The sequence below is a fragment of the Pseudomonas sp. SWRI154 genome, from assembly GCF_014268645.1.
Taxonomy (GTDB): Bacteria; Pseudomonadota; Gammaproteobacteria; order Pseudomonadales; family Pseudomonadaceae; genus Aquipseudomonas; species Aquipseudomonas marvdashtae.
This window is the reverse complement of the sequence record NZ_JABWQW010000006.1, coordinates 153,896-165,669: the sequence shown is the minus strand read 5'-3', so window position 1 is coordinate 165,669 and position 11,774 is coordinate 153,896. Positions and strand designations below refer to the sequence as shown.

Below are 11,774 nucleotides of genomic sequence, written 5' to 3'. Positions count from 1 at the left end.
CTAATACCTCGAGCGACTACCGATGCGGATTACAAAATTGCCTAGCAACTCGCGACTCTCGAACATAACTTGATGAGCTTCGGGAAGTTCTTCAAATTCAAATGTTCGGGTCAGACATGGCTTTACCAGGCCTTGATCAATCAAATTATTAAACTCACGACACTGAGATCTATTGGCAAAATGCGAACCTTGCAATCTTTTCTGACGCATCCACTGATAGCGGATATCGAACGTTCCCCTATAACCACTGGTTCCAGCACAGATGACAACCATCCCACCGGGGGCGCAAACAAATGACGAGGTTGGAAAGGTATCCTCGCCCGGATGCTCAATCACGATGCGGGGGCATTTTCGTGCACCGACCAAACGCCAAATTTCCTGTTGGAATCGTCGTGCCTCGCCGAGCCAACGGGCGTATTTATTTGGATCTTCAATATCGTCAAGCCCCCCCAATGGCCGTAATCCTGTCGGTTGATCGTGCCTTTCGCTCCGATTTCACGACAATATGCAGCTTTTTCTTCACTACTAACTACAGCGATAGGGATAGCTCCGGCAGCGTTAACCAACTGAATAGCCATCGACCCCATTCCACCGCTACCACCCCAGATAAGCACTACATCTCCGCGCTTAACTGTATGGGGGGCGAATCCGTGTAACATCCGGTAAGCTGTCGCCCCGCACAGCATGTAAGAGGCCGCTTCTTCCCAGCTCAATCGTGCAGGCTTAGGTAGAATTGCCTGGCACTTGACCCGGCTGTACTCCGCAAATGCACCAAAGTTGATCTCATAACCCCAAATTTTTGCCGACCTATCCATGATCTCATCGGCCACTGCATCGCAATCCCACCAACCACAATGCACGACAACTTCATCGCCTATAGCTACATTAACAACGTCTCGCCCTATAGCAACAATAACTCCCGAGGCATCGGACCCAGCGATGTGAAAGTCATGATGCTCGTTGCGCTTTTTGTGAATGCCTATGACATCGACCGGATGACCGCGTGCAGCCCAAATACCATTATGATTCACACCCGCAGCCATCACTTTGATCAAGCACTCATCGGGCCCCAGCGTAGGCACAAGTACCCTTTCCATGGCGAAAGCATTTTTCGGCTCTCCATACCTATCCGCCCTTATTGTTTGCGCCAACATGGTACGAGGCACATCATATGAAGTACCCCTTGAATCACATGCAATCGGATGCCCGCTCATTGTCAACGCCCTCTTTCTGAGAATCAGAATATTGAAGAACCCCTCCTTAATAAATACGGAAGGTACAATGCGAGCCCTGCAATGTATTACTCTATGCTCTGCTCGCTTAGGTCATTGCTGTCATTACTTATGAAGTATTAATTGAACCTAACCCTTGCGAGCTTGGCTGTCGACAATAAATACTGAGCAACTCAATAAAGCGAACAAAGCCACAAACCAAATAAAAACACCCTACAAACAAATGATTTCCGTTCTTAAAAGCTCTGTTTTGCAAATGAACATACATAACCGCTGCCTGTACGCCATTGAATGACAGGGCGACCCGTCGTGATCATGCAAGCGGCGGTGGGTTCGATGCCGGAACTGGAAGAGCTGATCAACCGCATCGCCAAGTTCGGCTTCAGCAAGACCTCGATCGTGCTGTCCAGCGCGATTGAAAAGCGCGTGCCGTTGGGGCAGTTGGAAGGCAACGGGAAATAAGGATCAAACACTGACCAGCCTGCGGCGTATCTAGAACCCGCGATGGCGCTTGAGATGTTCATTGATCTTCGCCGCCGGCACTTTCTGCAGACTGCATAGCAGATCATGGGACAACGCCTGCAACCCATGCTTGTGTCGCAATTCCAAAGCCAGGTGCGCGATGAGGTTGGCGGCCATTTCGGCGTCGGCCATGGCCCGGTGAGCCTGACCGGTGTGAGGCAGGCCGGCGAAAGCGTTGAGCGTGCCGAGCTTGTGGTTGGGTGCCGCCGGCATCAAGCGCCGGGCCAGCAACAATGAACAGGCGAAATTCTGCAGACGGGTACGTTTTATCCGCCCGAGCTCGAAGTCCCAGAACTTCTGGTCGAACGCGGCGTTATGGGCCAGCAACGGCGTGGTGCCGACGAACTCGTTGACCTCGTTCATCACCCGCTCGGCCGACGGTGCGCTACGCAACATGGCATTGCTGATGCCCGTCAATTGCTCGATAAACGCCGGGACGCGGACGCCGGCATTCATCAGGCTCTGGTAGCGGTCGACGATCCGCCCCTGCTCAAGCATCACCACGGCAATTTCCGTGGCCCGGCAGCTGCTGCTCGGGGTGATGCCGGTGGTTTCAAAGTCGATGACTGCGATGCGTTCCAAACCTGTGGGGCTCCTTGAGGATCAGTTCTTGAGCAGCAATGCGCCTTCGATGGGCACGTAGCGGCTGGCGGCGCGGATCAGCGAGTTGGCGGTCAACCCCGGCACGCCGTAGGCCACCGCCTGCACGCCGTGCTTGCTGATGATGCGCTCGAGCAGCATGTCGAAATCGCCATCGCCGGAGGCCAGCACCACTTCATCGACGTGGTCGGCGGCGTCCATGATGTCGAGGGTGATACCCACGTCCCAGTCGCCCTTGGCCGATCCGTCGCTGCGCTGGATGTAGGGCTTGAGCTTCACGATAAAACCCAGGTTGCGCAGGATCTGCTGGAATTGCTGCTGCTTGCTATCGCCGCGATCGATTGCATAGGCATAGGCTTCGACAATCTGCCCCTGCTTGCTGACATCAGCCCACAACGCCGCATAGTTGAAATGACAGCCGTAGGCTTGGCGCACGGTGTAGTAGAGGTTTTGGACATCGGCGAACACTGCGATTTTTTTCACCGCGTTTCCTCATGAATGCACACGCGCGCAGGCCACCCGGCCCGAAAAGTTGCCCAGTATGCCAGCCTCGAGGAACGTTCCGCGAATAATCGGCCCGAGGCGCCAGGGCGCCCCGGACGAATGGCGGGTCAGACGAACGAATCGTCGTCGCCGAAGAAGGACGAATCGTCGCTGTAGTCCGCGTCGCTGAAACCGCCCGGGGCGTTGTCGACGCTACCGCTGTCGGCCACCCGCTGGTCCTCGCCCCAGCCAGCGTCGCCACTATTGGCGCTGTCGTTGACGGGCTGTGCCGGTTCTTCCTTGAGAATCTCGACGATCTCCTGGGGTTGATTGCTGTGGAACAGGCTACTGATGCCTTGGGCCAGCATTACACCGCCGGCCACGCCCGCTGCGGTTTTCAGCGCGCCGCCCAGGAAACTGCCCGCCGCCGGGGCTTGCTGCTGCGGCGCGCCATAGTTGCCCGGCGCCGCCCCGAAGCCTTGCTGGGCCGGCGAATTGAAAGCAGGCCGTGCCGGCTCGCGCCAGCCACTACCGCTGGAGGCCGGCGCAGTGGCCGGACGCGAATCGCGGCTGCTGCCGCCGAAAATACTTGAGAGAAAACCACCACCGCCGCTGGGTGCAGAAGTCTGGCTACGGGCCTGCTGCAACTCAACCTGCAGTTGCTCGACCTGCTGGGCGAGCTGCTTGTTCTGCTCATCGAGGCGCTTGATCGCGGCCTCCTGCACCAGGATCGCCTGGGCCATGAAATAGCCCGCCGCAGGCTGGTTGGCCAAGTGCTCCTTGATCCGCGCCTCAGCCTGGGCGTCGCGCGGGGCTGAATCCTTTTCGGCCTGTTGCAGCCGTGAAAACAGTCCATCGATCAGGGTTTGTTCTTCGCTGTTCATGGCGACCTCATCAGATTGCCGGATAAAAAACCAGGCCGGTCCTAAACACCGGTCCTCGTCAGTAATGGGGTTCAACAGGAACCTTTCAACGGTCTTTACCTGATGTTTACGTTTGTTTATGCAGCCACCTGATGGGTAAAGTGTCGAACCGCTTTTTCTGAAGTGCGATACCGACTCATGAATCCGTTAGAAGTACTGCGTGACTCCTTGTATTTTTTCAAGCGCCATCTGGGCCGGATCGCCCAGCTTTGCCTGCCGCTGGTGATACTGGAAGCAGTGCTGCAACAAGGGGTGGACAGCGCTTTCGGGGCCGAAGGTTTTTCCGGCTACAGCGTGATCGTCGGTCTCCTTGTGTACCCGCTGTACACCGTCGCGTTGATTCTGTTTCTCGACGCCCGCAGTCGTGGCGAAGCCCCCCGCGCCCGTGACCTGCTGGCGGCCGCTCTGCTCCAGTGGCCACGCTTCGCCTTGCTGACGGCCCTCAACACGCTGCTGATCCTGATCGGCATTTCCCTGTATTTCCTGCCGGGGCTATGGCTGATGGTCGTCCTCGCCTTCGGTGAATACCTGTTGGTGTTAAGGGGCATGGCGCCGCTGGCCGCGATGAAGGAAAGCGCGCGGCTGAGTCGGGGCCATTTCTGGCGAATCCTGTTATGCATCCTGGCCGTGATGATTCCGCTGTGGCTGCTCAAGGGCGCCAGCGTCTCGGTGTACCCTGAGCCCCAGAATCCCTTGATCAGTTTGCTGATCGACAGCGTCCACAGTTTCTTGCAACTGTTCACCACGGTGGTGCTGTTCCGAATGTTCATGTTGATTGCAGAAAAGCCCGCGCCATGACCCGTCTGCTGCGATACACCGTGCTAGGCCTGTTGCTGATCGTCGGCATCGGGGTCTTCGCCATCTATGGCCTGACCTGGCGCCCCGAGGCCCGAGAGGCGTTGCCGGTCAGTTGCGCCGCGAATGCCGCGCCGCTGGTGTCTGGACAGGCATTGAAGGTGATGACCTGGAACGTCCAGTTCCTGGCCGGCAAGCGCTACGTGTTCTGGCACGACCTGGCCCAGGGCGACGATGAAAGCCCGACCCTGGAAGACATGGCCTTCAGCCTCGACGAAGTCGCACGGGTCATTCGCGACGAGCAACCGGACGTGGTGTTGTTCCAGGAACTGGACAACGGCGCCAAGGCCAGCGACTACCAGGATCAGCTCAAGCTGTTGCAGGAGCGCCTGGCCGATCTCTATCCGTGCGCCGCCAGCGCCTTCGACTGGAAGGCCGACTTTATCCCCAACCCGCGCATCTTCGGCAGCGTTGGCCGGCAATTGGCGACGCTGAGCCGCTACCGCATCGACCACGCCGAGCGAGTGCAATTGCCGGTGGCCGACGCGAACTTCATCAGCCGTCAGTTCCAGCCAAAAAATGCTTTGCTGGTGAGTTACCTGCCGGTGAGCGGCGGCGGCCAACTGGCGGTGCTCAATACGCACCTGGAACGCGCCGCACAGCCGGATGACACCGCCCAGGCTCAGGTCGGCGCCGTGTCCAAGGCCCTCGACAAGCTTGAGTCCGCCGGTACGCCGTGGCTGATCGGTGGCGACTTCAATCTGTTGCCCTTGGGCCAATACCGACGCCTGCCCACCGAACAACGCTCACCCTACTCCGCCGACAGCGAGCTGCATCAGTTGTGGGATAAATACCCGATGATCCCCACCAACAACGAAGCCAGCGGCATCGACCGCGCACACTGGCTGACCCACTACCCGAACGACCCCGGCCTCAACGGCCCCGACCGGACCGTCGACTACCTGTTCTACAGCCCGCGCCTCAAGCGGGTCGAAGCCCAGGTCCGACAGGACGACACCTTGCGTATTTCCGATCATTTGCCGGTGATCGCGCGGTTTCTGTTGCCGGCGGCACCCTGAGCAGCGCTACAGCGCTACCGGGGTGACCAGCCTTCCCGTGTCGCTATAAGCGTCCAGGTTGGCGAGCACCAAGTCCGCCATGGCTTGGCGTGTCTCGTGCGTACCGCTGCCGATATGGGGCAACAGCACGACATTCTCCATTTGCAACAACGCAGCGGGGACGTTGGGTTCGTCTTCGAATACATCCAACCCCGCGCCGCCGAGTTCCGATTCGAGCAGCGCCGAGACCAGTGCTGACTCATCGACGACGCTGCCACGGGCCACGTTGATCAGAAAGGACGTCGGCCCCAGTGCCCGCATGACCTGACGGTCAATCAGATGCCTGGTTTTCGGGCCACCGGGCACCACAACGACAAGATGGTCCGCCACCCTGGCAAGTGCCTGAAGGTCTGCAAAATGCTGGTATGGCACATCGTCGTAAGGCCCTCCCGGCCTGTAGTAAGCCACCTTCATACCCAACGCGACGGCCAGCCTGGCGAGGGTCTTGCCGATTTTCCCCAAGCCCACGATGCCGCAGGTTTTCCCATGCAGATCGTGGCCCAGCGCGAATTTCTGCGCCTGCCATCGGCCCGCACGCACGAACCGCTCAGCCTCACAGATTCGCCGCGATACACACAGCATCAGCGCCAACGCCGTCTCAGCCACGCTGTCATTGAGCACGTCCGGCGTATTGCTCAGCTTGATCGAGCGGCGCGCCAGGTATGCCGTGTCGATCGAATCGTAGCCCACGCCAAAACTGGTGATTGCCTCGAGCCGAGGCAGCAATTGCAGCGTCGCATTGTCGGTCCCATAGGCCCCGCTGGTAACCACGGCGCGAATCGCGTCGCCGTGAGACTGGGCCCAGTGATCGAAGTCGACAATCTCCCAACGCTTGTGAACGGTGTAACGGTCTTCAAGCGATTGCATCAACGAGGGCAACATAGGCCCCCACACCAAAACATCACCCTTGGATTGCACCATCGTCGTCAGTCCTCGATAAGGCCATAAAGTGGCCTCGTTAGCGATTTTGTAAACAACACGGCTTTCAGGGACGTGTCCCGACCGTCGCCTCCTGCACCGTCCACGGCTTGACCTGCTCGCTGAGCGTCAGTCCAAGACCTGGCCGAGTGGGCACGAGCATCTGCCCGTCACGGGTTTCCAGACGCTCATTGAACAACGGCTCGAGCCATTCGAAATGCTCGACCCAGGGTTCAGTCGGGTACGTCGCTGCCAGGTGGACGTGCAGCTCCATGGCGAAATGCGGCGCCAGCATCAAGCCGGCCTGCTCGGCCATCGCCGCCACCTTCAGATACGGCGTGATCCCCCCAACGCGTGGCGCGTCGGGCATCAGGAAGTCGGCACCGCGCAGCTTGATGAATTCGGCATGTTCGGCAACGCTGGTCAGCATTTCACCGGTCGCAATCGGCGTATCGAATTGTTGCGCCAATGCGGCGTGGCCCTCGGCGTCATAGCAATCGAGCGGTTCTTCGATCCAGATCAGGTTGTACGCTTCAAATTGACGACACATGCGCTGGGCTGTCGGGCGATCCCATTGTTGATTGGCGTCGACCATCAGCGGGAAGTCGTCACCCAAGTGTCTGCGCACTGTGCTCACCCGCTGGATATCGATGGCGCAGTCCGGCTGTCCGACTTTCAACTTGATGCCGCCGATACCTTTTTCACGAGACAGGTCGGTGTTCTTCATCAGTTGATCCAGCGGCGTGTGCAGGAAGCCGCCCGAGGTGTTGTAGCAGCGCACTGAGTCGCGCTGGGCGCCGAGCAGGCGCGCCAGGGACAAATTCGCCCGCTTGGCTTTCAAATCCCACAACGCCACGTCGAACGCACCGATGGCCTGTGTCGACAGGCCGCTACGCCCCACGGAGGCGCCAGCCCAGCACAACTTGGTCCAGAGCTTGGCGATGTCGCTTGGGTTTTCGCCAATCAATGCCGGTGCTATTTCCTCGGCGTGGGCGAACTGCCCAGGCCCACCGGCGCGTTTCGAATAGCTGAAGCCAAGGCCGCGATGCCCGTCGATGGTTTCAATCTCAGCGAAAAGGATGGCGATTTCGGTCATCGGTTTTTGCCGGCCGGTGAGCACCTTGGCATCGCTGATCGGATTGGCCAGCGGCAAGATCACCGAAGAGACGCGGACCCAGGCGATGCGGTCGTCGTCGGAGGATTTGCTGGTTTTTTCTGCTTCGAGCATGCGGCTACTCCTTGGTCGCTTCGATTCGATATTCGCCGTCTTCACCGTTTTTAACAGCGATGATTGCGCAATCATTGCTACACATGAAAAAGGGCTTTCGCTCCATGGAACGCAAGCCCTCTCGTGGATACTACATTGATTGCGCAATCATTCAACCACAAAACCAACCTGACGACGGTTCCCCACTCAGGTACTGGCGCGGTCGATCAGGGTGAAACCCGTGTCGATTCGCACAGCTTTTTGGCTCAAAGGATTATCGAATCGCTCAAGCAGCGCCTCAGCTACTTTCAAGCCGATTTTCTTGCCATCGACGCTGACGGTGGACAACGCGGGGTAGACCTGGGCTGCGCTGCTTAAATCGCCAAACCCCATGACGGCAAGGTCGCCGGGCACGTTCAAGCCTTGGCTTGCGGCTTCGGCCAGGACGCCTTGAGCCACCGTGTCCGAGCTGCACACAACAATGTCGGGGCGTTTCGACGAGCCCAACAACCGCCGCAATCCTTCCCGTCCAACCTCCAGCGTGGCGGGCGGTGCGAGGACTTCCATCGGCACCTGTTCGATGCCCTGACGCTTGAGTTCGGCGATAAGGCTGTGGCAACGCCGCAGGCCGCGAGGGTCGCTGATGCTCACCACAGAAAAACGCTGGTAACCCTTCTTCACCAGATGGCGAGCGGTCGCCTCCCCAACCTTTTCATGGGAAAAGCCAACCAGCATATCCAAGGGGTCTTCACTCAAGTCCCAGGCTTCAACCACTGGGATACCCGCCTGGGCGAGTCGCAGACGGCTTGATTCGGTGTGAAGCGTACCGGTCAGCACGATGCCATCCGGGCGGCGACCAAGAACAGCCTCCAGCAGTTTTTCTTCCTGCTCCGGGCTATAGCCGGTAAGCCCCACCAGGGTCTGATAGCCCGCCTGGGCCAGGCGGTCCATCAGCGATTGCACAGTGTCGGCAAAAATGGAGTTGGCGATGGTTGGCAGAAAAATCGCCACCAGGCGGCTCTTGCTGCTCGCCAAGCCACCGGCCAGCATATTCGGCACATAGCCCGATTGGCGCACCGCTTCGCGGACCTTGTCCCGAGTGTTCTCGCTCACCAGCTCAGGGCGATGCAATGCCCGGGAGACAGTCATTGGCGACACGCCCGCGATCCTGGCCACGTCGATCAAGGTCAAGCTGGGCCCTGCTGGTTTTTTTGCCATGAACTGTTCCGAAGCAATGAAGGACGCATTGGGGCAATTTCCGAGCGCGTAAATCTAACATCCGCCCCCTGCCCAGGCCCGCGCTGTTTTTATTTGCGCGGTTTGGCACGCGCGGTTGCCTCCGCCACCAGCGGATCGTCCGGCCAATAATGCTTGGGATAACGTCCCTTCAGATCCTTCTTCACCTCGGCGTAAGTGCTGCGCCAGAAGTTCGCCAGGTCCTGCGTCACCTGCACCGGACGCCGCGCGGGAGATAACAGGTGCAGCTTGACCACCTGCCGCCCTCCGGCGATGCGCGGGGTGTCGGCCAGGCCAAACAGCTCCTGCAAGCGCACCGCGAGGACCGGCGGATGCTCGCTGTAATCCAGGCGAATCGATGAGCCCGAGGGCACGCTTAAATGGTGGGGCGCCAGTTCGTCCAAACGTTGCGGCAAAGGCCAGGGCAACAAGTTGCGGACGATGCTCGACAGATCCAGGTTGGCAAAATGACTGAGGCGCGAGACCCGTCCCAGGTAGGGCATCAACCAGTGCTCGAGGCTGTCCAGCAGCGCCGTGTCACTGACGTCCGGCCATTCGCTCTGGCCCTTGGCCTCCAGGTCGAGCCGGCGCAACAGTGCCACCCGCGCTTGCCATTGCCGCAGCTCCGGCGTCCACGGCAGCAGCTCCAGGCCCTTGCGCCGTACCAGGTTAACCAGCGCCTGGTTGCGGGCCGATTCATCCAGGCCAGTCAGCGGTTCGCGGCTGAGTACCAGTTCGCCGACCTTGCGCTGGCGCTCGGCCCTCAGCACGCCTTCACGTTCGTCCCAGTCCAGTTGATCCTCGACACGCACCTGCTCGGCCAGCACTGAATCGAACAGCGCCGGATCGAAGTCCGTCGCCAGATAGATACGCTCTTCGCGCTGGCCCTGGCGACTGCCCAAATCGGCGATCACCAGCCACGCTTGTTTCATCAGGCTGTCAGCTTCGGAGAACAGCGCCGCACGGCCGTTCGCCAGCCGATACTCCGCTCCGCCGGGTCGCCGTTGTTGCGCGATGCGGTCCGGATAGGCCAACGCCAGCAATGCGCCGAGCCAGCGCGGATGATCGGGATCGGTCACGGCCTCTTCGGCCTTGCCTTGCAGGTAGCCGCGATATTGCCGGGCCAACTGCCGGGCCCGTTGCACCCCACCCTGAGCGCCGCGTGCGGCGCGCTCTTCGCCGGAAAGCAAGGCCAGGCGACTGTGCAGGTCCGCGCCGGCACCGCGCAGAATGTCGCGCTCGCCCAACAGCGCGGCGACGTTGCAGGCCATGTCTGCCAGGCCCAGCGCCTGGCCGCGCAACAGCAGATGGGCGATACGCGGGTGGGCAGGCAGTTCGGCCATGGCCTGGCCGTGGCGGGTCAGTTGTCCGCCCTCTAGTGCGCCCAGGCGTTGCAGCAGGTCTTGGGCCTGGGCATAAGCGGCGGTCGGCGGCACATCGAGCCAGACCAATTGTTGCGGCGTCACGCCCCAGCGCCCCAGCTGCAGGGCCAACCCGGCCAGATCCGCCGAAAGAATCTCCGCGCTGCCATAGGCGGCTAGCTGTTCGTGCTGGTCTTCGGACCACAACCGATAACACACACCCGGCTCCAGTCGTCCGGCCCGGCCGGCGCGCTGGGTGGCGCTGGCGCGGGAGATGCGCTGGGTGTCGAGGCGGGTCATGCCACTGCCCGGATCGAAACGCGGTACGCGGGCCAACCCCGCATCCACCACCACCCGCACGCCGTTGATGGTCAGGCTGGTCTCGGCAATGTTAGTGGCGAGGACGACTTTGCGTTGGCCGGGCGGCGCCGGGTCGATGGCGGCGCGCTGGGCGGCAAGGTCCAACTCACCATGCAACGGGCACAGCAACACGGTGCCGCCTTCGCCCAAGGCATCGGCCAGTTGCTGATGGACCCGGCGAATCTCCGCCTGCCCCGGCAAGAAGACCAGCACGCTGCCGGTTTCATCGTGCAGCGCTTCCATGACGGTCTGCACCAGTCGCGGCTCGATGAACTCGCCGGGCTGGAACGGCCGCCCCCAGCGCACCGTCACCGGGAACATGCGCCCTTCACTGCGCAGGATCGGCGCGTCATCCAGCAGTTCCGCCAGACGCTCGCCCTCCAATGTCGCGGACATCAATAGAATCTTCAGCGGCTGGTCGTCACGAAACAACTCGCGGCCGTTGAGGCTCAAGGCCAAGGCGAGGTCGGCATCAAGGCTGCGTTCGTGGAATTCATCGAAAATCAACAGCCCCACGCCTTCCAGCGCCGGATCATCCTGCAAGCGGCGCGTCAGGATGCCTTCGGTGACCACTTCGATGCGGGTCCTGGGGCCGACTTTGCTGTCGAGACGAATCCGGTAGCCGACCGTTTCCCCGACCTTTTCCCCCAGCTCACTGGCCAGCCGCTCGGCCGCCGCCCGTGCCGCCAGGCGCCGGGGTTCGAGCATCAAAATGGTTTGCCCGGCCAGCCACGGTTCGTTCAACAAGGCCAGGGGAACACGGGTGGTTTTACCGGCACCGGGGGGGGCTTCGAGCACCGCTTCGTGGCGCGAGGCCAAGGCTTGGCGCAGCGCGGGTAAAACTTCATCGATTGGCAAAGAAATCATTAAAACTCCCAGGCTGGGAATATCTGTTTCACCTAGATCAGACAGGGATGGTTTGAATGCTCAAGATTCTCGGGACGATAGAAAGCGCTCTTGAGCTTCAACTCAAGAGATGTTTGTATCAAAGAAATATTGGATTTGTTGGCCCATCACTT

General features: G+C 60.2%; 11 protein-coding genes and 1 pseudogene. 3 read left to right on the top strand and 9 right to left on the bottom strand.

From position 1 onward, the window contains the following. Complete coding sequence (locus HU806_RS26810) at nucleotides 1-336, bottom strand: zinc-binding dehydrogenase (protein WP_202884429.1); 336 nt, start codon at nucleotides 334-336, stop codon at nucleotides 1-3. After that, a complete protein-coding gene (locus HU806_RS26375; RefSeq protein ID WP_527251137.1) occupies nucleotides 333-1,097 on the bottom strand; it encodes an alcohol dehydrogenase catalytic domain-containing protein in 765 nt (254 codons plus the stop codon). Before HU806_RS26375 ends, HU806_RS26810 begins: the two co-directional genes overlap by 4 nt. A 426-nt stretch (nucleotides 1,098-1,523) precedes the next feature. Between HU806_RS26375 and HU806_RS07865 the strand changes: the two are divergent. Further along, nucleotides 1,524-1,694: pseudogene (locus HU806_RS07865) on the top strand (Lrp/AsnC family transcriptional regulator); the annotation flags it as partial. 30 nt (nucleotides 1,695-1,724) lie between these two features. On the opposite strand, the gene HU806_RS07860 reads toward HU806_RS07865, so the two are convergent. The 3 genes from HU806_RS07860 to HU806_RS07850 all read right to left on the bottom strand — a co-directional run bounded on the left by HU806_RS07860 (nucleotide 1,725) and on the right by HU806_RS07850 (nucleotide 3,721). After that, nucleotides 1,725-2,336 (bottom strand): 3'-5' exonuclease, encoded by a 612-nt coding sequence (locus HU806_RS07860; RefSeq protein WP_186610848.1) that lies wholly within the window; start codon nucleotides 2,334-2,336, stop codon nucleotides 1,725-1,727. Nucleotides 2,337-2,357: 21 nt separating this feature from the next. Then, nucleotides 2,358-2,837: a LabA-like NYN domain-containing protein gene (locus tag HU806_RS07855; protein ID WP_008012653.1), complete on the bottom strand. Its 480-nt coding sequence runs from the start codon at nucleotides 2,835-2,837 to the stop codon at nucleotides 2,358-2,360. 128 nt (nucleotides 2,838-2,965) lie between these two features. Then, nucleotides 2,966-3,721 carry a DUF2076 domain-containing protein gene (locus HU806_RS07850; protein ID WP_186610847.1) on the bottom strand — a complete coding sequence of 252 codons (756 nt, stop codon included), beginning with the start codon at nucleotides 3,719-3,721 and terminating at the stop codon, nucleotides 2,966-2,968. A 177-nt stretch (nucleotides 3,722-3,898) separates the two neighbouring features. Between HU806_RS07850 and HU806_RS07845 the strand changes: the two genes are divergently transcribed. Together HU806_RS07845 and HU806_RS07840 are read left to right on the top strand one after the other, a co-directional pair. Further along, a complete protein-coding gene (locus HU806_RS07845; protein WP_186610846.1) occupies nucleotides 3,899-4,558 on the top strand; it encodes a YciC family protein in 660 nt (219 codons plus the stop codon). Further along, entirely contained in the window at nucleotides 4,555-5,634 is a 1,080-nt protein-coding gene (locus HU806_RS07840) for an endonuclease/exonuclease/phosphatase family protein (RefSeq protein WP_186610845.1), read from the top strand. Before HU806_RS07845 ends, HU806_RS07840 begins: the two co-directional genes overlap by 4 nt. Nucleotides 5,635-5,640: 6 nt before the next feature. On the opposite strand, the gene HU806_RS07835 is transcribed toward HU806_RS07840, so the two are convergent. The 4 genes from HU806_RS07835 to hrpB form a co-directional block, all read right to left on the bottom strand. Then, nucleotides 5,641-6,555 carry a 2-hydroxyacid dehydrogenase gene (locus HU806_RS07835; protein ID WP_238350136.1) on the bottom strand — a complete coding sequence of 305 codons (915 nt, stop codon included), beginning with the start codon at nucleotides 6,553-6,555 and terminating at the stop codon, nucleotides 5,641-5,643. Nucleotides 6,556-6,658: 103 nt separating this feature from the next. Further along, nucleotides 6,659-7,819, bottom strand: a complete 1,161-nt coding sequence (locus HU806_RS07830) for an L-talarate/galactarate dehydratase (protein WP_186610843.1) — start codon at nucleotides 7,817-7,819, stop codon at nucleotides 6,659-6,661. Between the two features lie 186 nt (nucleotides 7,820-8,005). Next, nucleotides 8,006-9,016, bottom strand: coding sequence for a LacI family DNA-binding transcriptional regulator (locus HU806_RS07825; RefSeq protein ID WP_186610842.1), 1,011 nt, complete (start codon nucleotides 9,014-9,016; stop codon nucleotides 8,006-8,008). Between the two features lie 89 nt (nucleotides 9,017-9,105). Then, complete coding sequence (gene hrpB / locus HU806_RS07820) at nucleotides 9,106-11,622, bottom strand: ATP-dependent helicase HrpB (RefSeq protein WP_186610841.1); 2,517 nt, start codon at nucleotides 11,620-11,622, stop codon at nucleotides 9,106-9,108. Nucleotides 11,623-11,774: the final 152 nt, after the last annotated feature.